The sequence below is a fragment of the Nostoc sp. S13 genome (assembly GCF_029379315.1).
Classification (GTDB): domain Bacteria; phylum Cyanobacteriota; class Cyanobacteriia; order Cyanobacteriales; family Nostocaceae; genus Nostoc.
In genome coordinates, this window is sequence record NZ_JAQYWQ010000026.1 from 1 (window position 1) to 22431 (window position 22431).

At 41.5% G+C, this 22431-nt stretch carries 20 protein-coding genes and 3 pseudogenes; 18 read left to right on the forward strand and 5 right to left on the reverse strand.

Annotated features, from left to right (window positions below; genetic code table 11):
• From PUQ00_RS11020 to PUQ00_RS11035, 4 genes and pseudogenes are all read left to right on the forward strand, one after another.
• Nucleotides 1-517, forward strand: a pseudogene (locus tag PUQ00_RS11020) (hypothetical protein); the annotation flags it as partial.
• A 410-nt stretch (nucleotides 518-927) separates the two neighbouring features.
• A complete protein-coding gene (locus PUQ00_RS11025; RefSeq protein ID WP_300416035.1) occupies nucleotides 928-1629 on the forward strand; it encodes a conjugal transfer protein TrbI in 702 nt (233 codons plus the stop codon).
• A 1647-nt stretch (nucleotides 1630-3276) separates the two neighbouring features.
• A pseudogene (locus tag PUQ00_RS11030) lies at nucleotides 3277-3915 on the forward strand (S-layer homology domain-containing protein); the annotation flags it as partial.
• A 596-nt stretch (nucleotides 3916-4511) separates the two neighbouring features.
• Nucleotides 4512-5756 (forward strand): S-layer homology domain-containing protein, encoded by a 1245-nt coding sequence (locus PUQ00_RS11035; RefSeq protein WP_300416037.1) that lies wholly within the window; start codon nucleotides 4512-4514, stop codon nucleotides 5754-5756.
• A 104-nt stretch (nucleotides 5757-5860) separates the two neighbouring features.
• Here the strand turns inward: PUQ00_RS11035 and PUQ00_RS11040 are convergent, their stop codons facing one another.
• Nucleotides 5861-7216 (reverse strand): GAF domain-containing sensor histidine kinase, encoded by a 1356-nt coding sequence (locus PUQ00_RS11040; RefSeq protein WP_300416039.1) that lies wholly within the window; start codon nucleotides 7214-7216, stop codon nucleotides 5861-5863.
• 284 nt (nucleotides 7217-7500) lie between these two features.
• Between PUQ00_RS11040 and PUQ00_RS11045 the strand changes: the two genes are divergently transcribed.
• Nucleotides 7501-7818 carry a DUF3155 domain-containing protein gene (locus PUQ00_RS11045; protein ID WP_041566316.1) on the forward strand — a complete coding sequence of 106 codons (318 nt, stop codon included), beginning with the start codon at nucleotides 7501-7503 and terminating at the stop codon, nucleotides 7816-7818.
• 447 nt (nucleotides 7819-8265) lie between these two features.
• Here PUQ00_RS11045 and PUQ00_RS11050 read toward each other — a convergent pair whose 3' ends face one another.
• Both PUQ00_RS11050 and PUQ00_RS11055 read right to left on the reverse strand, forming a co-directional pair.
• On the reverse strand, nucleotides 8266-8796 hold the full coding sequence (locus tag PUQ00_RS11050) for a cofactor assembly of complex C subunit B (RefSeq protein ID WP_300416041.1): 531 nt from the start codon (nucleotides 8794-8796) through the stop codon (nucleotides 8266-8268).
• A gap of 289 nt (nucleotides 8797-9085) precedes the next feature.
• Nucleotides 9086-9433 carry a PadR family transcriptional regulator gene (locus PUQ00_RS11055; RefSeq protein ID WP_300416043.1) on the reverse strand — a complete coding sequence of 116 codons (348 nt, stop codon included), beginning with the start codon at nucleotides 9431-9433 and terminating at the stop codon, nucleotides 9086-9088.
• A 758-nt stretch (nucleotides 9434-10191) separates the two neighbouring features.
• Between PUQ00_RS11055 and PUQ00_RS11060 the strand changes: the two genes are divergently transcribed.
• From PUQ00_RS11060 to rpsN, 5 genes are all read left to right on the forward strand, one after another.
• Complete coding sequence (locus tag PUQ00_RS11060; RefSeq protein ID WP_300416045.1) at nucleotides 10192-10770, forward strand: DUF3611 family protein; 579 nt, start codon at nucleotides 10192-10194, stop codon at nucleotides 10768-10770.
• A gap of 236 nt (nucleotides 10771-11006) precedes the next feature.
• Complete coding sequence (gene serS, locus PUQ00_RS11065) at nucleotides 11007-12287, forward strand: serine--tRNA ligase (RefSeq protein ID WP_300416047.1); 1281 nt, start codon at nucleotides 11007-11009, stop codon at nucleotides 12285-12287.
• 124 nt (nucleotides 12288-12411) lie between these two features.
• Nucleotides 12412-13512, forward strand: a complete 1101-nt coding sequence (gene rseP, locus PUQ00_RS11070) for an RIP metalloprotease RseP (RefSeq protein WP_300416049.1) — start codon at nucleotides 12412-12414, stop codon at nucleotides 13510-13512.
• Between the two features lie 45 nt (nucleotides 13513-13557).
• Nucleotides 13558-14229, forward strand: coding sequence for an endonuclease III (nth, locus tag PUQ00_RS11075; protein WP_300416051.1), 672 nt, complete (start codon nucleotides 13558-13560; stop codon nucleotides 14227-14229).
• Nucleotides 14230-14305: 76 nt separating this feature from the next.
• Nucleotides 14306-14608, forward strand: a complete 303-nt coding sequence (gene rpsN, locus PUQ00_RS11080) for a 30S ribosomal protein S14 (protein WP_300416053.1) — start codon at nucleotides 14306-14308, stop codon at nucleotides 14606-14608.
• Between the two features lie 77 nt (nucleotides 14609-14685).
• Here rpsN and PUQ00_RS11085 read toward each other — a convergent pair whose 3' ends face one another.
• Entirely contained in the window at nucleotides 14686-15015 is a 330-nt protein-coding gene (locus PUQ00_RS11085; RefSeq protein WP_300416055.1) for a hypothetical protein, read from the reverse strand.
• A gap of 103 nt (nucleotides 15016-15118) precedes the next feature.
• Between PUQ00_RS11085 and aat the strand changes: the two genes are divergently transcribed.
• From aat to PUQ00_RS11125, 8 genes and pseudogenes are all read left to right on the forward strand, one after another.
• Nucleotides 15119-15694 carry a leucyl/phenylalanyl-tRNA--protein transferase gene (aat, locus tag PUQ00_RS11090; RefSeq protein ID WP_300416057.1) on the forward strand — a complete coding sequence of 192 codons (576 nt, stop codon included), beginning with the start codon at nucleotides 15119-15121 and terminating at the stop codon, nucleotides 15692-15694.
• Between the two features lie 70 nt (nucleotides 15695-15764).
• A complete protein-coding gene (locus tag PUQ00_RS11095) occupies nucleotides 15765-16934 on the forward strand; it encodes a toll/interleukin-1 receptor domain-containing protein (RefSeq protein ID WP_300416059.1) in 1170 nt (389 codons plus the stop codon).
• Between the two features lie 141 nt (nucleotides 16935-17075).
• Complete coding sequence (locus PUQ00_RS11100; RefSeq protein WP_300416060.1) at nucleotides 17076-17354, forward strand: BrnA antitoxin family protein; 279 nt, start codon at nucleotides 17076-17078, stop codon at nucleotides 17352-17354.
• A gap of 136 nt (nucleotides 17355-17490) precedes the next feature.
• Nucleotides 17491-17742 (forward strand): DUF3349 domain-containing protein, encoded by a 252-nt coding sequence (locus tag PUQ00_RS11105; protein ID WP_300416061.1) that lies wholly within the window; start codon nucleotides 17491-17493, stop codon nucleotides 17740-17742.
• A gap of 140 nt (nucleotides 17743-17882) precedes the next feature.
• Nucleotides 17883-17981 (forward strand): annotated as a pseudogene (locus PUQ00_RS11110) (type II toxin-antitoxin system HicB family antitoxin); the annotation flags it as partial.
• 596 nt (nucleotides 17982-18577) lie between these two features.
• A complete protein-coding gene (locus tag PUQ00_RS11115) occupies nucleotides 18578-20032 on the forward strand; it encodes a glycoside hydrolase 100 family protein (RefSeq protein ID WP_300416063.1) in 1455 nt (484 codons plus the stop codon).
• Nucleotides 20033-20193: 161 nt separating this feature from the next.
• Nucleotides 20194-21549, forward strand: coding sequence for a 16S rRNA (cytosine(967)-C(5))-methyltransferase (locus tag PUQ00_RS11120; protein ID WP_300416064.1), 1356 nt, complete (start codon nucleotides 20194-20196; stop codon nucleotides 21547-21549).
• Between the two features lie 57 nt (nucleotides 21550-21606).
• Nucleotides 21607-22029: a TerB family tellurite resistance protein gene (locus PUQ00_RS11125; protein ID WP_300416066.1), complete on the forward strand. Its 423-nt coding sequence runs from the start codon at nucleotides 21607-21609 to the stop codon at nucleotides 22027-22029.
• A 99-nt stretch (nucleotides 22030-22128) separates the two neighbouring features.
• Here PUQ00_RS11125 and PUQ00_RS11130 read toward each other — a convergent pair whose 3' ends face one another.
• Complete coding sequence (locus tag PUQ00_RS11130; protein WP_300416068.1) at nucleotides 22129-22359, reverse strand: hypothetical protein; 231 nt, start codon at nucleotides 22357-22359, stop codon at nucleotides 22129-22131.
• Nucleotides 22360-22431: the final 72 nt, after the last annotated feature.

Consider the following 22431-nt stretch of genomic DNA (forward strand, 5'->3'; position numbering starts at 1 on the left):
TTTGACTTTGCCACTCTTCAGATGTACGGAGCTTGTTCAAAACTCAAATAGGATTTTTATAGCTCTTACCCTTGTATGTGATGTTGACGACCACCTTACCCTTACACTTAGTGACGGCTATGAGTTTAATCTTTTCCTTACCCTTGCTATTGATCTAGCCCGTATCTTGTTTAGCCTTACTCTTGAGCCTAAAATGCAACAATCACTCCAACAACTTAAGGCTCAACTACCTTATGTAGATGGTGGCATAGAAATATTTAAACAATGGTGGAAAATCAAGGGACAGTCTTGGATTAAGCAATTGAGAACTGTGATGATTAAGTCTCGTAATATTGGTCATGATTGGCAGTTCAGCCAACACCAGAAGGAATTGCTTCAGCAGTATTATGATGCCAATAAATTACTGGTAGATTGCCTAAATAGCGATTGTTATGTCAGCCGTGAAGTGCGACAGCAAATAGAAGACACTTTGCTATTACCGATCGCAGAGATTAAACAGCGTCAGCAGCAATCTTAAATACACATATAGCAGATAGTTGATCTTTCAGTTCCACAGGTAAATAATTCGTTAAGAAAACGAAAATATTTCTCAAGTCCTAGCAAATCAATCTAGAATAAAAGTAAGAGTTCGCACTTAGCCCATTCGCCTCGATTCAATGGCTTAGATATGGGGACATAAGTAATAAAACAGGATTTGGGAACAAGATGATACTCGTTTTGCGTCCTACGAATGTCTCGCCTCTGATTTTAGTAACGCACATTAGCAAAATACAAATTCTGAGGAGTGATGTCTACGATGGTCACTGACTTGTACTCAGCGGAGTCGAAGTGCGGAATACGCCTATAGACAGGTTCAAAAACAGTCAGAAACAAACTCAGTGAATCATCGTCATTACATACATCACATACACAAAGGACAACCCTCTTATGACTCGCCTACATCAATGGAAATCTGGAACTGCTGCACTTATGGCAATAGCAGTTACTACAAGCGTCATTAGCCCCCTATTGGGCTTTGCTCCTGCTAATGCACAATATAGAAGTGGGCAATACGGAAACGTGACCATTCCTTCTGGGGTTACTTTTCCTGTCACCTACGAAAAACAGACAATTACTATTGCTCCTGGAGAAAGTAAATCTCTAACCTTGAGAATAGCGAACGACATTATCGACAGAAATAGAAATGTCTTAATTCCGGCTGGTACTAAAGTAATTGGACGCCTAGAATCTGTTGACTTAAATGATAGTTATTCAAGAGATACAGATGATAACAAAGGAAAAGGCGTGCGGTTTGTAGCTCAAGAATTAGAATTTTCCAATGGTCAGCGTCAGTCAATTAATGCAACTTCTCGGACATACACCAGAACTGAAAAAGTTACACAGGGTCCCAGCACAAATCAGGTTTTAACTGACGCAGCTATTGGTGGGGGTGCTGGTCTTTTAGGTTCACTAATTACTGGCAACCACAGAATTGACGATTTAAAACCTATTATTGGTGCGGGTGCGGGTGCGGGTGCGAGTATCCTGTTGCGGAAAAAACAAGTAAATGCCTTTGTCCTCAGACCTGGACAGGATTTGAAGCTGACACTGAATTCTAACTTGAATTTAGTACCACCATCCCGCTACTAGATTTAACTCAATTTAAGTCGTGACTTTAATCATCCCCCAGAGGCGATCGCCACTTTAAATATAGTGTGCGATCGCCCTCATTTTTAATCATAAAAAATTCTATTTAACAGCAACTATTCTATCTCTGTATCGTCTGACTCGATATCCATATTTATTGGAATACTTGTTTAATTATACTATGAGGGAGCTAGGAAAGTTGGCTCTATTGTATTACGTATTCAAAAAAGTATTCAAAATTTCTGAATATCCTGATACTTTTATTAAAGAGTACCGATAAAGGAGTATTTTATTGTGGTAATTCAAGGTTTTAGTTTCAGCGCATATCTGGCAATTCCCGTGGCGTTAAGTCTTTTGCCTCTCGGAGAAAGGATAAAAGTATCTTTAGTTGAAAACGTTCATCAGGTATCCACTACCAGCCGTGAACTAATCAGCACTAATGCGACTCCGAAAACATACTATGTTAGTGGTACTGGAAACGACAAAAATAGTGGAATTTCTTCTTCATCCGCCTTTATGACAATTCAAAAGGCGGCAGATATGACTAACCCTGGCGACACAGTATTGATTATGAACGGAGTATACACAAATTCACCTAAAGCTGGGAGTGTAGTAAATATTAAACGTTCTGGAAATGCAAAAGCATGGATTAAGTATAAAGCATATCCTGGGCATTTCCCAAAAATTCAGCACAATACATGGAACGGTATCGTAGTTTCAAATGGAGCTTCATATATCGAGATAAATGGGCTGGAGGTCATAGGAAACAATGCCAATGTAACTCTTGATTATGCGATGAGTCAAAAGACTAATACACAAAACCCACTGACGAACGGAAACTGCATAAGTCTTGATGGACGAACCAATGGTCATGTTCATCACATCCGTATTTTGAACAACAAAGTACATGACTGTGGAGGAGCAGGTATTTCAGCAATTCAGTCAGACTATGTGACAGTAGATAATAACGTGGTGTTCAATAATGCCTGGTACTCAGTTTTTGGTACTAGTGGTATTTCGATGTTGAACAATTGGAATTTTGACAACAACCAGGGATACAAGATGTTCGTGACCAACAACAAGAGCTACAACAATCGCATGTTCATTCCTTGGATTGCAGTCGGAAAGATTACAGACGGTAATGGCATTATTATCGATAGTTCTAGAAATAGTGATAAGCCAAATTTGGGTGCATATAAAGGACGTACTTTAGTAAAAAACAATCTGACATTTAATAATGGTGGTTCAGGTATTCATGCATTTTTAAGTGAGCATGTTGATATTGTAAATAACACTGCTGTTTTAAATAATCAGAGTCCAGAAATTAAAGGTGGGCAAATCTATGCTCATACGTCATCTGACATCAAGATTCTAAATAACATTCTCTATGCTTTTCCTGGTAAGGATATTAATATTAACATTAGAAATCAAAACGTTACTTATGATTATAATATCTACCTGAATAGTTCTAAGATAAGTGTTAAGGGGCCTCACGACATTGTTGCAGACTCAGAGTTTTTAAGTAAATATCCGACTCTAAAAAAAATATCTGATGATTGGAAATCGCGGCTAGATAAACAAAATCCGCCAAAGCAGCCTTATGTAGAGTCTAACTCAGCAGGTTTTGTTTGTGGAACACTGACTTATCGTTTGCAAGGGAAACTCATCAAAGTGGGATGCTCCCCGCAATCTTTGGCTCAAACGGCTCAAACTACTTTTTCTGATGTTTCATCTAACTATTGGGCAGCAGAATTTATTCAACAATTGTCACAGCGAGGAGTAATTGCTGGATTTCCTGATGGTAGCTTCCGCCCTGAAGAACCGGTTACACGCGCTCAATTTGCCGCTATGGTCAATAAAGCTTTCCCAAAAACACAGCAACGACAGGCGATCAATTTTACTGATGTGCCTAGCAACTATTGGGGATTCAGTGCGATTCAGCAAGCTTATAGCATTGATTTCTTATCAGGATATCCTGGTAATCGCTTTGAGCCTTACCAAGCTATTCCTCGCCAGCAGGTTTTGGTTTCCCTCGCTAACGGTCTGAAATATACTGCTGGCGGGAATACCGAAAGGACTCTGCAATATTTCAACGATGCCTCTAAGATCGCTAGCTATGCCCGTAGTCCAATCGCCGCAGCAACTGAAAAGCAAATTGTGGTCAACTATCCGAATGTGAAGTTGCTGAATCCAACTGCAAATGCTACTCGCGCCCAGGTAGCAGCTTTTATCTATCAAGCGTTGGTTAGTTCTAATCAAGCCTCAGCAATTAACTCGCCCTATATCGTGCCAAACCCCAGCAATTAACTCGCTCTATGTCGTGGTTGTCGGCTCTACTACCCCAACACCTGTATCAGCAAGTCGTGACTTTTATCACTCCTGATAGGCGATCGCCATTTTAACTATAGTGTGCGATCGCTTTCATTTTTAACCCTAAAAATTCTATTTTCCGGCAACTATTCTATACTTTGTATCGTCTCACTCACTATCTATCTTTATTTGAATATTTGTTTAATTGTGCCAAAAGATAATACGGTGATTAGACTAGTTCTATTGCCTAAGTAAAGCGGCGTAAATGATCGTATGTTTGTTGAGAAAAATTTGGTTCTCAGTTGTTCATGTAACGTTTCGTTGGCGCAGCCTCTCGTAGAGAATGAAGGGCTTCAGCCCTTGCTACAAAATAATCTCAAGACTTTTTATCTTACTTAACTTACTTTGTTTTATTCTCGCCTACTTACCTACTTACTTTGACAGATATTTTTTAAATGTGACTGTATATCCAAGGTAGTATTTTTTACAAAAAAATAAATAATTGGGAACCTAAGACTTTAGCAAATGTCTAGTTATTTAACAGCAATAATAGTAATTATACTGAAGCAAAAATAATGTTTACATTAAATCGTTGGCAATCTCGAACAGCTGCACTCATGGCTTTGAGCGTCACAGTCGGTACTGTAGCGCCTTTGATTACAGCTTCGCCATCTTTGGCTCAAACTACTTTTTCTGATGTTTCATCTAACTATTGGGCAGCACAATTTATTCAACCGTTGTCACAGCGAGGAGTAATTGCCGGATTTCCTGATGGTAGCTTCCGCCCTGAAGAACCGGTGACACGCGCTCAATTTGCCGCTATGGTCAACAAAGCTTTCCAAAAAGCACAGCAACGGCAGGCAATCAATTTTACTGATGTACCCAGCAACTATTGGGCATCCAGTGCCATTCAGCAAGCCTACACTATAGGTTTCTTATCTGGTTATCCTGGTAATCGCTTTGAGCCTAACCAAGCTATTCCCCGCGAGCAGGTTTTGGTTTCCCTCGCTAACGGTTTGACATATACTCCTAACGGTAATACCGAAAGCACTCTCCAATATTTTAACGATGCCTCTAACATCGCTAGCTATGCCCGTAGCCCGATCGCCGCAGCAACTGAAAAGCAAATTGTGGTCAACTATCCGAATGTGAAGTTCCTAAATCCAACCGCAACTGCTACACGGGCGCAGGTAGCAGCTTTTATTTACCAGGCGTTGGTTAGTTCTAATCAAGTCTCAGCAATTAACTCGCCCTATGTCGTAGCGGCTGTCGGGTCTACTACCCCAACAGTTGCATCAGTCACAATTTCCCAAGGGACTGCTATTGCTGTTAAATATGACAAAGCAGAAAAAATTCTGGTTACAAAGGATGAAACAGCGCCTTTGACATTGACAGTATCCCAAAATGTAGTTACGCAAGACGGAACTGTAGTGATTCCTGCTGGTAGTCAGGTTATTGGTCAACTCAAACCTGCTACAGGCGGTTCTCAATTCGTTGCCCAGAAACTAGTTTTGGCCAGTGGTCAAGAGTATCAGCTTAACGCTACTTCTGAAGTGATTACCAAAACTGAAACCGTCAAGAAGGGTATTAGTACTAGTGCAATTATCAAGGATACTGTATTGGGTGCAGGTGCAGCCACTGCGATATCTGCTGTCACTGGCGATCGCGCCATTGCCACAGAAGAAGTTTTGGGTGGCGCTGGTATCGGTGCATTGGTTGGTCTGTTCTTCGGTAAGAATAGTGTTGACTTAATTGCCATTGACCCAAATACCGATTTACAAATGACAATCAATCAGAATTTGTTGGTTTCACTTAGATAGTTATTGGGCATTGGGCATTGGGCATTGGGCATTGGGCATTGGGCATTGGGAATTAGTATTTACAAATGACAAATGACAAATGACAAATGACTAATGACTAATGACTAATTTCCAACTTCAGGCAACCAAATAATAAATGTGGTTCCCGACGCATTAGGTGAAGTAATAGCAGAGTTGATTGCGGGGCTGAAAACCTCGATTTCGCCCTGCATTTGTTCGATTAATTGTTTAGCGATCGCTAACCCCAAACCTGTACCAGGGATTTCTGTTTGCGCTTGTACACCCCGATAATGCCGTTCTCCAAGATGCTCTAAATCTTGAGGTGGAATGCCAGGCCCGTTGTCACTGATGACAATTCCCTGAAAATTAGCTTTTTCTCGCCCCGCCTGAATCAAAATTTTGCCACCAGTGGGAGTATATTTCAATGCATTATCGATGATGTTAGTTAACACCTCTCGTAATGCTTTGACGTTGGCACGTACTAGGGGTAAATTGTGTTGAATTTCAGTTATTAGTTTTAGCTTTCGCTCTTGGGCGATCGCTTTAGCTGATATTAATAATGGTTCTAATATATCTGCTAGCGAGCAGTCAACTGCTTTATCTCCTGTTCCGGGCAATAATAACAGTGGTTTAGCGTCTTTTTGAATAGTTGCTTCTACAAATACTTCATCTTCGGCCAAATGTAGTGGTGCTAAATCTGCCTCTGTCAAGTCGATTACTTGCTCAAATTGTTGCAGCAATTCTTGGAGGCGATCGCTTTCCCGGACAATACTATTTGCCACATTTCGGTTAGGGTCTGCTGGTCTTAGTCGTTTCAATAGCAGTTTACCAAAAGTCCGCAACGCTGTTAATGGGTTACGAAACTGATGCAACAGGTTATCCAGCAAATCGCGCTGTTTTTCTTGAAGAATTTGTTGCTCACGTAACTGCTGCTCAAACCATGCTCGCCGTTGATCTAAAATACAAGCGATCGCTAATGTTTGGGCTATCCGTTGAATCTGACTTTCTTCGTGTTCATTCCATGCGCGGTCTTCCCTACCTGTCACCAGTAACCCCATCATCACACCCTCATAAATCAGAGGTAAAACAATTTGGTTGCCACTAAATAAATATTCCTCATTTAGATAGGGTTGAGACGCATCTGGTATCTCCGACTCCCGTGACGAAGTTGGAGATTCTGACCCTCCTGTCAATAACCTTCTCTGACGATTGGGTAATACAAACACATTTCCAACTTGAAGTTGCTTGTGTACTCTCGCTTCAGCAGTCTCCTCCCCTGGCGGTAATAATGCTGTTTCCGGGTAAATCACCACAGGAATCAGTTTAGCCTCACCTGAAGGAGTCTCTACCAATTCTTGTGTTAGGTACACAATACTTAAAGTTGCTCCCAGCCCTTGGGTTAGCAGCGCTATTTGCTCTCGACACAGAGCAAGAAAATCGGAACTGGCAGACATTAACATTTTTTAGCTCTTGCTCAAGATTACAGATTTTGAGGCATGATTAAGAGAAGATTCTTAGTTTTTACCTCAGTCATTTAATAAAGCTTAACTAAAATCTTCTTACTGATGGTTTGTACTAAGGGATTATATCCTTAGCTGCTTTTGTTTTATTTATCTTCAAAGATATTAATTTTCTTATATTAAAAGCTGAAAACCTATTGATATTTTGAACTAGAACTTATATAATGGCGACGGATTTTGTAGCTACCACTACAATCTATAGCTTGAAAGAGGAGGACAATAGATTGGCAAGGAGACGCAAAAGGAAAAGTCGTCGTCGTCAGGAAGGACGGCGGATTCTGGAACATGTGCCTCAATATAGCATCGAAAGTGGCGAAGAAAAGCCTGTGACAGCAGCGAGAAGATTCATTCAAGCTGAAGGTATTTTGCCACCGGCGTTGCTACTTGTAAAGCGAAATGAACACACAACAGATCGTTATTTCTGGGCAGAAAAGGGACTGTTTGGTGCTCAATACGTAGAGGAAAACCATTTCTTGTTTCCTAGTTTGAGGGTGTTAGAACCTTCGCCAGGTCAAGAACCTCTTGCTTTAGCTAGTCGGTGAAGCAGAGATGGTCATTTTAGGCATTGAATGTAGCTCCTGACTATCATTAACTGGCAAAATTGCTAAGTTTATGCCAAATTTAATTTTTTTTTAGTTTGTAGCTGATTTGCCAGTAAATCTAGTCCAGGTAGTTGGAAAGTAAACTTGTCTCAAACCACGCTAGATTGCATGGGTTGATGCTATTTTGATGATGCAGAAGGGAGTGGTATAGAGCCAAGCGCGTCAAAAGCGCTAGTGGAATTGCGCTCTTATGCCGTAGATTGTTAAGTAAGCTCTGTCAACAAGTTTAAGTTAAGAAATTTAAATTTTTCCCCACGCCACAAGTTGTGGGGAAAATTGACAAAGCAGCAGCATTGATTTCCTCTTTCCTACTTTCCATTGCCTAAAGAGTAGGTCAGGACAGAAGTCTGCATATCATAGTTAAAAGATCATTACAAAAATCAACAATTATTCACCAGACTTTAGGTGTAGAGTCGTCTGTAACTCACTGAGTTCATCTCGATGAGCAACTACAGTTATCTTACTTGAGGAGGTTTGTTCGCTCTGAGTTGTTTCTACTTTGAGCGACACCTTTTCAAGTCTTCCAGATTTTTGCCAATAAAACAGACCGCTTAAAGGCGACAGCAGTACCATAGCCAGAACAAGGGTACTAAGGCTAGGAAAAAGCATGGACACAACCAGAGATAGACAAACAATACCAGTAGCTGCTAGTAAAGTTAGAAATATAGCTAAGAACCAGCTGGGGCGAACATTACCTTCAAAAGTCACCTGGTTTAGTTCTCGGTTTACCGCTACCACTCGGTAAGACCGCGATCGAAAATACTCTTTTAATTGAGGCATTAAAGCAGCTTCACTTTGCTCAGATACCAGTTGTGCTGTTTCTGTGCGGTCTTTAGTTGAGGCACGAATAAAGAAAAACAGCCCAACCGATAACAACAAGGTTAGCAGGAACGTAGATGGCAGAATAGCAGTATCCATAACTAATTGTTAGTGTTTGACTGGAGGAGACTTATTCATTATCAATTATTCGTTATACCAATTTGAACAATGATTGCGACAAATGGAGCGCCAAAAAGCGATTACCAGGGACTCTTCCACAATCCAAAATCTAAAAGCGTTCGACTGACTTGTACTGAGCTTTGTCGTTGGCGCAGCCTAAGAAGAGAAATAGCGCTTACGCCGTACTCCTTCTCTACGAGACGCTCCGCGAACACACAAGCAAGCTACGCGTAGCGTTCCGCAGGAAAGTCTAAAATCTAAAATGCTATTACTTTGTCCTCCCGTTAATGTAGTCTTGCCAAAGAAAAGCTAAATTCTGGGCTTGAACTTGCCATTCTGGAGAAACTTGGTACATCCGCCTGGGGCGTCCCCGTCCTTCGAGTTTCTTCCAATATCCACTGATTGCCTTTTGGTCTTCCAGAAATTTGATTGCACTATAAAGTACGGTATCTGAAAGCCTATAGGTGGAATATTCAGTTTCTAATTGCTCAATCAACTCGGTTCCGTAGGATTCATTTTGTAACAAAACAGACAGTATGTAACAAACTGCTACTTCCTGACAAAGGTAAGTTGGCGGAGGATTTTCAAAGAATTGATATATATCCTCAAGTTTCATGGTTAGTGAATGGCTAAAAAAATGCCTTAGGGTAAAATATACAATCCTTGTAGTCAGTATACAGTGCTACTGCTAAGTGAGTAATATATATAAAGCTACTTAGACTAAATTTCCAAAGCGTAAACACCAAGTAATTACCCACGCCTGTGAAGTTGTGGAACGAGTTTGCGAGTTTTAGGGACACACAATAGTGTACCCCGACCCAAGCTCGATACGGTGTAGTGAGGAGCGAACAGACAGTGGCGAAGTCACTATCTTGGTGTTAAGTGATGCCGAGGTGGTTAGAACTGCTTAAGCAATAAAATGCCATCGAAGAAATTTTACAGGTAAAATGCTATTTTGTCTGCAAAACTTAATAAACACTTTGTTTTACAGTGATTTTCCCAATGCAGATTCTCAAAGCTTAGGCTAAAGGATATATCTGAGTTAAAGCTGCTACGCCTGTGGATACACCTAAGCAGTAAGCATTTCTGATTTCCTCGACAAGAGAATTTCTTGTCTTATTTGGTAAGTGTGATAGTAAATTTATCAAAGAAGACGCAAAGATTAGGAAAGGAAGAGACGCAAAGTGCGATACTTCTCAACAAGGCTTTCCGTATCCCCCGTACCCCTACGGGGAAGCAAGCTACGCGTAGCGTCTCCCTGAGGAGAAGTTCTGTTCGGTTCGGTGTCAGCCGCCGCACCCTGCGGGATCTTACTACAGACTTCTCTCCCTGTTTTTGTGTCCTTTGAAAGCGCCCAGCACATTGGTTCACAGTATGTCACAAACTCCCGATGCCCCATCATCTTCCTCAACTCTTAGGGCAATTGCCCAAACTTTTCGCCTTACAGGTTGGATTAGCTTCTGGATTCAGCTAGTGCTAGGCGTTGTGTCTAGCATAATTGTGCTGCTATTCGCCATCTTTAATCAGAGAACTGGCAGTTCTAGCAATAATCCTGGGACTGGCTTTGGCGTATTTTTAGCAATTTCTGGACTGGTTATTTTGGGTGGGGGCATTTATTTAGCTTACCGTTACACAAGGATTGGCAAGCAATTGGAATCCTCCAATCCCAGCAACCGCCCTCGGAAAAGCGAGACTGTGCAAGTATTACGCTTAGGGCTGTGGGTGAATTTAGGAGGAACGCTGGTGACTCTTTTGGGGGCGCAAGCGATCGTTGGTACACTGGTAGCAAGATCCATATCTCCTCAAGCTATAACTACCCAATTTTTTGACCCTACCCGGATTATTAGCGGTCTAGATATGCTTGTGGTACAGGCAAACACCAACACTGTATCAGCGCACTTTGCAGGGCTGGTGGGGTCGCTTTGGCTACTTAATCGCATCAACAGACCCTAGAAACAAGAGTCCCAAGCAAAAGATCAGCCAAAAATCAGTACTTCTTTTAACTTATCGTCAAATAAAGCGTTTAAGACCACACGTCTATACGTAGCTACAGTTTCAGTGCGGGTTTAAATGCCCGACTGAAACTCTTTTAAATTTTTTATGTTTGCTTTTCTGCTAATGGCAAGCCAAAATCAGTATATGCTGATGTGTTGGCAGGTAGATAATAGGCTAAAAACTGAGAATAATCTGTGCTGGATATCAAGCAAATACGGGAAAACCCGCAATTAGTTCAAGAACGATTGAGTAGTCGTAGTGGTAAATACGATATTGAACCGATATTACAGTTAGATCGGCAACAACGAGAACTTGAGGGGACACGTAGTCAACTCCAAGCTCGTAGCAACGAAATCGGTAAAATTGTCGGGCAAAAGATAAAATCTGGGATCAATCCTCAAGACCCAGAAATTCAAGCTTTGCGGGATGAAGGTAACTCTGTCAAAGCTACGTTGAGCGAACTGGAACCTCAGGAAAAAGAACTCAAAGCTGAAATTGCCCAACTTGTGTTGGCACTTCCCAACTTACCAAGCGACTCTACACCCCTTGGTAAGAATGAGGAAGATAACGTAGAAGTGCGCCGTTGGGGTGATGAGTACATTCCCCAAAATCCGAATATTCTCCCTCACTGGGAAATTGGCGAAAAACTAGGTATTCTGAATGTTGAGCGAGCTGTAAAAGTGGCCCAAAGTCGCTTTGTGACATTAATAGGCGCTGGTGCGGCATTGGAGAGAGCATTAATTCAATTTATGCTGACTCTCCATACTCAAGCTGGGTATGTGGAAGTCAGTCCGCCCCTGTTAGTGAATACCGAGTCTTTGACGGCGACCGGTCAGTTACCCAAGTTTGCTGAAGAAAGCTTTAAATGTGCTGATGACGACTTGTGGCTGATTCCTACGGCAGAGGTTCCAGTTACAAATCTCTACCGGGGTGAAATTCTCGCTGCTGAAAACTTGCCTATTTACCACTGTGCTTTTACTCCTTGTTTTCGCCGCGAAGCTGGTAGTTATGGGCGCGATATGCGAGGATTAATTCGCCTGCATCAATTTAACAAGGTGGAAATGGTGAAATTTGTCGAACCAAGTACGTCTTTTGATGAACTGGAGAAATTGGTGGGGAATGCAGAAGCAATTTTACAGGCGTTGCAGTTGCCTTACCGAGTCGTAAATTTAAGTACTGGGGATTTGGGATTTGCCTCTACCAAAACTTATGATTTAGAGGTTTGGTTGCCCTCTTCTGACAAATATCGCGAAATTTCTAGCTGTTCCAATACTATAGATTTCCAGGCGCGACGGGCTGATATTCGCTTCAAAGAGGCGGGGAAAAAAGGTACCCAGTTCGTACATACTCTGAATGGTTCGGGTTTGGCGGTGGGAAGGACGATGGCAGCAATTTTGGAGAATTATCAACAACCTGATGGGACGGTGAGGATACCAGAAGCGCTGCAAGCTTATTTGGGACGTGAAGTTTTGTAATTTGTAATTTGTAATTTGTCATTTGTTATTTACCAATGACCAATGACCAATGCCCAATGCCCAATGCCCAATGCCCAATTAGAATGGAGATAACTATAGCTTAATATCTTCACTAATTTACTCTATGTCAGTTTTAGCAGCGATCGCAGTCTTGGCTGTTTTGATTTTGGTACACGAGTTGGGACATTTTGTTGCAGCACGTTCTCAAGGCATTCTGGTTAACCGTTTTTCTTTGGGTTTTGGCCCGGTTCTTTTGAAGTACCAAGGTTCACAAACCGAATATGCTATCCGCGCCTTTCCCTTAGGCGGCTTTGTGGGCTTTCCCGATGATGACCCCGATAGCGATGTTCCACCCAATGACCCAAATCTGCTGCGTAACCGTCCAGTTTTAGACCGGGCGATTGTTATAAGTGCCGGAGTGATTGCAAATTTAATATTTGCCTACTTGGTGTTGGCTCTGCAATTGGGTATCGTTGGCATTCCCAAGGAATTAAATTATCAAGCTGGTGTGCTTGTACAGCCTGTTAATCAAGAATCTGTTGCCTATCAAGCCGGAATTCGAGAAGGAGATATTATTCTGGCTGTGAATGGTCAGGAACTTCCTGCTTCTGATAAGTCAACTCCTTTGCTGACAAAAGAGATTCAAACTCATCCTAATCAGCAAATCGAACTGAAAATTCAGCGTGAAAACCAACAAAAAACCCTGAAATTAACACCAAAACTGGGGGCCGATGGCAAAGGTGTAGTTGGTGTGGCACTCAGTCCAAATGCTACAGCAATTTATCGCCGTCCTAATAGTCCTTTTGAAATTTTCGCCATTGCTGCTAACAGATTTCAACAACTATTTGTTGGCACACTCGCCGGTTTTGGGCAGTTGATTACTAACTTTCAACAAACTGTTGGACAAGTTTCTGGGCCAGTTAATATTGTCAAAATAGGGGCAAAATTAGCTGAGGACAATAGTGTAAATCTGTTGTCTTTTGCCGCAATTATCAGCATTAACTTGGCTATTATCAATATTTTGCCTTTACCAGCTTTGGATGGTGGACAACTCGCTTTTCTGCTGATTGAAGGTTTGCGCGGTAAGCCTGTGCCTGCACGCATTCAAGAAGGTGTAATGCAAACTGGTTTGGTGTTACTCTTAGGGTTAGGAATTTTTCTGATAGTCAAAGAAACTACTCAATTAACTAGCCAGTTGGAATGGGTGCAAAGATTGTTTCAGTGAAAATAGGGAGGGGAGAGACGCGATTAATCGCGTCTGTACTAAGGAATGGGGAGTAGGGAAAAGAAACTTTTACCTTTAAGGAAGCGATCGCTAGAAATTTTAGCTCGTCTGAAGCGTCTTTATCCAGATGCTACTTGCTCTTTGAAGTACTCAACACCAGTACAATTATTGGTGGCAACGATTCTCTCCGCTCAATGTACTGATGAGCGGGTGAATAAGGTGACACCAGCTTTATTTGATAAGTTTCCCGATGCTGCTAGTTTAGCGATCGCTGACTTAGTAGAATTAGAAAACTTGGTACGTTCAACTGGGTTTTATCACAATAAAGCTAAGAACATTCAAGCCGCCTGTCGGATGATTGTCACTGAGTTTAACTCTGTTGTCCCCAACCAAATGGAACAGTTATTAAAGCTTCCAGGTGTGGCGCGGAAGACAGCAAATGTAGTCCTGGCTCATGCTTATGGCATTCATGTTGGAGTGACGGTAGATACTCACGTCAAGCGCCTCAGCCAACGTTTGGGTTTGACTGAAGCAAAAGACCCCGTTCGGATTGAGCAAGATTTAATGGGTTTATTACCGCAGCCTGATTGGGAAAATTGGTCAATTCGGTTGATTTATCACGGTCGTGCTATTTGTAAAGCCCGCTCTCCCGTCTGCATTGCTTGTGAGCTTGTTGATTTATGTCCTGCTGCTAATAAGCCAGTGATTGTAGGGTAAACGAAACGAGTAACCCCAGAATTGATGGGGAGACTGTAGAATGGAGAACGGTGTCTTTAAATAAGTTAGAGAATATATGGCAAAAAAGAGCTTGATTGAGCGCGAAAAAAAGCGCACCAGGTTGATAGAAAAGTATGCTGACAAGAGAGAAGCTCTTTTGGAAGAGTTCAGAAGTGCACCATCTCCTCTGGATAAGCTGGAAATCCACCGGAAGATTCAACAGCTACCCCGGAATAGTGCGCCCACCCGCCACCGCAACCGTTGCTGGTTAACTGGTCGTCCTAGAGGTGTTTACCGCGATTTTGGACTGTCTCGGAATGTGCTGCGAGAATGGGCGCATGAAGGTCTTTTGCCTGGAGTCGTTAAGTCTAGTTGGTAGTCAAGAGTCACGTAGAGACGCGATTAATCGCGTCTGTACAATGGTCATTGGTAAAGAACAAATGACAAAGGACAAATTTATTGACCACAACATTTATCAATTCCCAGACTTTCTAAGAGTAGATCGCTGACGGCGTTGGCGATCGCAAACTCTCCATAGAAACTATTGGAAAAATCATACGACTGCATCTCTGTGACAATGGCAATTACCAGAGAACCAAGGTCGTTTTCTCCTTCCATCCGTTGACGCATAAAAATCTGTGCGGCTCGTTGGGCAATATTTTGGTTGACTGCTTCGGGGATAAATTCGGTATCTAGCCAACGTTGTAAGCGCTCTCGTAACCATTCACCTTCGAGCAAAGGATTTTCAGGCGGTGGTAGGGTGATGGGTGGTATTGGTTGAGTCATGTTTTTTAAACGCAGAGGGAGGCGGAGGGAAACGCAGAGGAACGCTAAGGTTGACTGTTAGCATCAAATTGCGTTTCTAAGAGTGTTTTTTTTATATTTATTTATGCAATATGATATCGCCGCTATTGTTGAGGGTTATGCACAAGGCTATTTTCTCATGGCTGATGAGCGCGATCGCCTGAGTTGGTACGGAAGTCGCGATCGGACTTTTATTCCTTTGGATGAGCGATTTCGTTACCCCAAGTCTTTACAGCGCGTTCTGAATCAAGAACGGTTTACTGTGGACATTAATCGGGACTTCCAAGCTGTGGTAGCTGGGTGTGCTGACAGAGAGACAACTTGGATTTCACCGGAATTGCAAAAGATTTATTGGCTACTTTACCAGAATGGTTATGCTTATAGTTTTGAAACTTGGCAGGGTGACGAATTAGCTGGGGGAATTTTAGGGATTATCATTGGTGGCGCTTTCATTGGCGAGTCGATGTTTTACCGCATTCCCGAAGGTTCAAAGGTAGCGATGGTGAAGTTGGTGGAAAGATTGCGTCAGAGGGAATTTGTGTTTTTTGATGCCCAAATGATGAATCCCCATTTAGAAAGATTTGGTGCTTATCGGGTTGGGGATAAAGAATATCAAGTTTTACTCAAGCAAGCGTTGCAATGTCGTTGTAACTTAATATAAAAAGTAGATACAAAACTTTTAACTTGATATAACTGAATCAAAAGTAATACACCTTTTAGCAGATATGCGAGTGGAATCTAAAGAAGTTTTTCTTTCCTATGCTTGGGGCGGTGATAGTGAGGAATTTGTCAATCGATTAGATCAAGCATTTCAGGGAAAGGGCATTACTATTGTCCGTGATAAACGTGACTTAGGTTATAAAGGGCTGATCAAAGAATTTATGAAACGTATTGGTTGCGGTAAATGTGTAATTGCAGTAATCAGCGATAAATATTTGAAGTCACGCAACTGTATGCTTGAACTCCTAGAAGTCTCAAAAAACGGTCAATTTTACGATCGCATTTTCCCAATTATCTTCCCAGATGCCAAGATTTATGATCCTGTTGATCGAGCAGACTATATCATTCATTGGGATAGTGAAATTAACAAACTAGATTCCAAACTCAAAATGTTGGTTTTAAATGCTAATTTGGCTAGCTTTCAACAGGCAGTAACTCAATATACAGAGTTCAGAGCAACATTTGATATCATCATTTATATGCTTCAAAATATGAATACATTAACTCCAGATATTCATAGTGACTCAAATTTTGAGGCATTATTTGAGGCAGTTGAGCACAAGTTATCAGATTCAGATCTAACTCCCAATGCGGTTTGTTCAAACTCAAGCGGCTTAACTGCTAAGACGTTAAGTACAAGTGGCAGAATTACAGACCAACAATTTGTTGGCAATCAGGCTACTATTGTCGATCAGCTTGCCTTTTTCGTTCAGCAGATTGGCTTTCAAAGCCCAAGGCAAGATTATACTAGATCCCAATTTGAGGCTTATTGCAATACTTGGAAAAGCCTAAAAAGATTGCGATTAATAGGAGATGACCTATGGGCCAGAGTGAGTGAGGATACCCTTATTAAGTTTGCTGAACAACTAAAACTAACTAAACAAGTAGCGCATGAAAATGAAATTTTCTTTGAAGAATTAGATCGTACACAGTTGTTTTCAATCTTAGAGGAATTTGAAAATTTTAGATTAGGAAAGCGGTGTTTGATCGAAATCCGTTCTAGAGACGATTTTGAGGAGTTTTTGCGTGAAGGTTCTATTCATTTAGAGGAAATTACTAAGCAAATTGAGCGAAACCAAAAGTATAAATGGGAGTATGAGCAAATCCTTGACAAAATCCGAGTATCCTTTCGAGAAAAACTATCAGGTAAACCTAGCGATGCCGTCCTAGATGCAAACTGATAAAGCTCTGATGAGCGTTTTGATTATGGCGAAGATCGCTGGATCGGAATCGGCTTTTTAGGCAACGGTGTAGCGGTTGTCGTTTGGACAGAACGCAGAACAACATAGTCCGCATTATCTCAGCACGAAGGGCAAACCGATATGAGCATCAACGACTTGAACAATACCTCACGTACTGATTGGGCTGGATTAGAGGCAATGACGGATGAGGACATTGATTACTCAGACATCCCACCGTTGAGCGATGAGTTTTTTGAAAATGCCACGCTGAGGATTCCGGCAACACGAGCCAGTGATCTGATTCAGTTAGATTCAGAAGTAATAATGTGGTTTCGTAAACAAGGTGCAGAGTACAAAACACTGATTAACTCAGTTTTGCGCCGTTACATTGAAAACAGTGGCCATCGGGGCGCGGGTTGACAGTGGATGCAAAATGCTGTTTGCACAGCCAGTGCCCAAGGGGTTGATTTTAATGTCTATCTTCATCTCCCCTTTTGATTAACAGGTAGTTGAATTATGCAGAAGACAATCCCAACCTATTTAGAAGTCTTATCAGTTGGTTCAGTGTGCTTTTCCCCAAGGCATTGATGATCAGAGATATTTACCCTTGCTGTCAATACTCTACACAAATATGTCCGATCGCAGTTTAGCTCAAATAATTACTGAGTATACGGGAAAAGATTACCACGTTGTCTTAAATGACGTTTACCGAGTTGGGTCAATGACGGCTTTTTCATCTGAGGTCATTGATTCGGTTAAGCAAAAGCTGATGAGTTGCAACTACCAAAAGTGGTTAGCAGATGAGTAATGAAGCGATCGCAGTCTAACAAACCTACTGCATTGTAACATAGTCAATCTGTTATTTTGAAGTTTCTTGGGCTACCCTTTAGAAAAGCAGTTAGGAAAGTTATTAACTGAATTCAAAGAATTAAGGGAGGAAGAGGATTCATCAGTCGATATACCATGATTGTTTAATGGTCTGATGAAGATCAGCTTTTCCTAGTCACGATTCCAGAGTTTGCTGATCGTGTTATCATGCCCTGTACTCAAAACTATTAGCACAATGTTTGATTACAAGCTACTGTCGGTAGGGTAAAACATATAACTCTTCAGAAATAAAACATATAGCTCTTCAAAAGTATTGATATTTTAAATTTTTCAAGCATTCATCTTGCATATTCTGATAAAAAGTTATAAATTATTAGATTATGGGGGAAGAATCTGACTTCTTAGTGTCAAAAAATAATCCGGCTCAAGTAAATATACTGCAACCAGTTTTAACTTCACGCAAACTCTAAACAGCACTGAAGATATTTTTTTGTTTGGAAAAGCAAAGATTCCAGACATGAAAGGGAATAATAAATAATCTCAGAATATATCTTTTGTGACTGTTTTGAAAAATCATGTTAGTACTTGCGGTGAAGAACAACAAAATTAACCAAAATAGTAATCGATTATAAACAAACTAACTAGCAATAAAGTGCATAAATGTCAGCAGATTCATTTCTTGTTAGTTGATTAATTTTTCTCGCAATTATATTTGCTATTCAAAGAATCGTTTTTGCTATGCTGAGAATAGCAAAAACAATAAATGAAGACACAATCTCCCACAAATTCACAATCCAAATGGAGTTATTCTGGCGATGCACCTAAACGAATTGGAAACTACTGAAAATTTAAAAGAAGTGGAAGAAGCATGGCGAGCGCTAGAAAAATCAATTCTCTACTATCAGGGACGCCCCGTTGGTACAGTAGCCGCTTATGATGCATCTGTAGAGGCGCTCAATTATGACCAGTGCTTTGTCCGGGATTTTGTCTCTTCAGGTCTAATTTTTCTGATCAAAGGTAGAACAGATATTGTTCGTAATTTCTTAGAAGAAACCTTAAAGTTACAGCCTAAAGAAAGGGCATTAGATGCCTATAAGCCGGGACGAGGATTAATCCCAGCTAGCTTTAAAGTTGTATCAGAAAATGGGCAAGAATATTTAGAAGCAGACTTTGGTGAACATGCGATCGCTAGAGTTACACCAGTAGATTCTTGCCTATGGTGGATTATTTTGTTGCGTGCTTATGTAGTCGCCACAGACGATTTTTCTCTAGCCGATAAACCTGAATTCCAAAATGGTATCAGGTTAATCATGGAAATCTGCTTGGCGAATCGTTTTGATATGTACCCAACGCTGTTGGTTCCAGATGGTGCTTGTATGATTGACCGTCGTATGGGCATTTATGGGCATCCTCTAGAACTACAAGTTCTTTTTTACACGGCATTGCGTGCATCTCGTGAACTGCTAATTTGTCAAGGGAATTCCGATATTGTTGCAGCCATTGATAACCGTTTGCCTCTTTTATGCGCTCATATTCGCCAGCATTATTGGATAGATATTAATCGCCTGAATGCAATTTATCGCTTCAAAAGTGAAGAATATGGCAAGGCTGCTGTTAATCTGTTCAATATATATGTAGATTCTGTTCCCTATTATGAATTAGATAAGTGGCTGCCAAAAAAAGGTGGTTTTCTAGCAGGTAATGTTGGCCCGTCGCAGTTAGATACTCGCTTTTTTTCACTCGGAAACTTAATGGCAATAATTTCAGATTTAGCCACCGAAGAACAGTCACAAGCGATTATGACTCTCATTGAGGAACGATGGGATGACTTGGTGGGAGATATGCCAATGAAAATTTGTTTCCCAGCTTTGGAAAATGAAGAGTACAGGATTGTCACTGGATGTGACCCCAAAAATATACCCTGGTCGTATCATAATGCTGGTAGTTGGCCAGTTTTAATGTGGATGTTAGCGGCGGCGGCGGTGAAAACTAACAAAACAAGTCTTGCACAAAAGGCTATTCAAATTGCCCAACCACGTCTCGTTGATGATGAATGGCCAGAGTATTACGATGGTAAGAAAGGGCGACTGATTGGGAAACAAGCTAGGAAATATCAAACTTGGACAATTACTGGGTTCTTATTAGCAAAAGAACTGATGGCAAACCCCACTTATTTACCATTAATTAGTTTTGGAAAGTTACCAGCAGAACAAGTTTCTAGAGCATGTGAGTTTGAAATTGCCAGTGTAGACCCGTATGTGACTCGATAGGAAGTTCAAATAATTCGTAATTAAAGATAGTTCCGAACGTCGATTTAGACCTGGATTGAAACAAAACCACTTACAAGGGAGAATTAAACCCGACAATTACGAATTACGAATTATTTAGGAGTTGGGAGTTAGAATACAAAAGCCTCCTGAATCATCTTTCCATGACAAACCCCCGTCAAATAGCTTTTACCGCCTTACGAGATGTTCATAAGGGGGCTTATGCTGATGTTGCCCTAGATAGAGTGCTGCAAAAAGTTAATTTGGCTGATTGCGATCGCCGCTTGGTGACAGAATTGATTTATGGGAGCGTCAGAAGGCAACGCACTCTTGATACTCTCATTGATCAACTCGCCAAAAAGAAATCTGATCAACAACCACAAGACCTCCGCACTATCTTACATCTAGGTTTCTACCAACTGCGTTATCAAGAGCGTATTCCCGCCTCAGCTGCTGTTAATACCACCGTCCAACTTGCTAAAGAAAACGGTTTTTCTGGACTCACAGGTTTTGTTAATGGTCTATTACGCCAGTACATCCGCCTTGCAGAGAAGATAAAGACAGATCCGTTACAACTTCCAGAAAACCCAGTGGAACGCTTGGGTATTTTACACAGCTTTCCTGACTGGATTATTCAAGTTTGGTTAGAACAATTGGGTTTAGCCGACACAGAACAACTGTGTGAATGGATGAACCAATCACCAACAATTGACTTGCGTATTAACCCTCTTCGCACTTCAATCGAGGAAGTTGAGGCGGCTTTACAATCTGCTGGTATTTTGGTGAGGCGCGTTTCCCATTTACCTCAAGCTTTAAGATTGATTGCTAGTGCTGGGTCAATTCAAAAACTACCTGGTTTCAAAGAAGGTTGGTGGACTGTACAAGATAGTAGCGCTCAATTGGTAAGTCATTTACTCGACCCCCAATCAGGTGAAGTGGTAATTGATGCTTGTGCTGCACCAGGGGGTAAAACAACCCACATCGCTGAATTGATGGCGGATAAAGGGAAAATTTGGGCTTGCGATCGCACTCCTTCTCGTCTTCGCAAACTCCAAGAAAATTCTCAACGCCTGAATTTACAATCTATTCAAGTTTACACTGGCGACAGTCGTCACTCCCCCCAATTTCAAAACACCGCAGACCGTGTATTACTCGATGCTCCATGTTCTGGGTTAGGAACCATGCACCGTCATGCTGATGCGCGTTGGCGACAGACACCAGAATCTGTTCGAGAACTTTCGGTGCTGCAAAAAGAGTTGATAACACATACATCTAATTTTGTCAAGCTTGGTGGTGTACTAGTTTATGCTACCTGTACATTGCATCCAGCAGAAAATGAACAAGTGATTTCGGCATTTTTAGCTGAGTCACCTGATTGGCAAATTGAGTCTCCCAGAGGTTTTGAGTTTCCTGATTCTGCCCAGAGCACGCCTCAAGGTTGGTTTAAAGTCTGGCCCCATCGACAGGACATGGATGGCTTTTTTATGGTGCGCTTAAGAAAAACCAATAATTCCGAGTGAATACTGTTTGGGATTGTACGATTTGGTGGAGGACTGAATCTACCAGAGGAGGCAGCAATGGTTTCCCCTTCCAATGTGAAAAACTTAGTTAAAATCCTGATTGGAGCAGCCTGGATTGATGGCAAAATCCAGCCAGAAGAACGGCAATATTTGCGCGAAATAGCTCAAGCAAAAGGTTTGGCTAACGATCCAGAAATTAAGCCTTGGCTGTATGAATTAGTTCCTGTAGAACCAAAAGAGTGCTATGACTGGGTGCGGGAGTATTTAGGCGATCGTCCCAGCCATGAAGATTGTGAAAATCTGATTGAAGCCATCAGTGGGTTAATTTATAGCGATGGCGAAGTTGCCGTCGAAGAAGCCAGACTCCTGACCCAATTGCAGGATATAGCCAAGCCTACTGACTCCAGTCAACCAGCTCACAATCTGCTTCTCAAACAAATTCAAAAGCTCTACCGCCGTTGGGTTGAAGTGCAAAACTAACAGGGAGTTATGAGTTGATAAGACGCGAAGAATCGCGTCTTTAGATGATTTTTTTAAGTTTGGCAATTAAACTCAGCACTCATCACTCATCACTCATCACTACTTTGACTTCGGTTCACCTAGACCCGGAGTTTCTTCTTTCTCTATCTTAGGCACAAAATCAGGCCGCTCTTTGCTTTCCCAACCTGCGGGGCGTTTCGAGTTGTACCAAGCTATTGAACCAATGCTGACAGCAGCAATAAAACCAACGACATACACCAAGGTGAAAGCGAAGGGAAAATGAGGAGCAGCATCTATGGCTGGTGCTGCTGTTTGCATCAATAAATCCATGATTATATCCTCCAAGGCTAAGTAACAGTATTTAATACACTATAAGATGAGCGTATCACCTAACATCCCCCC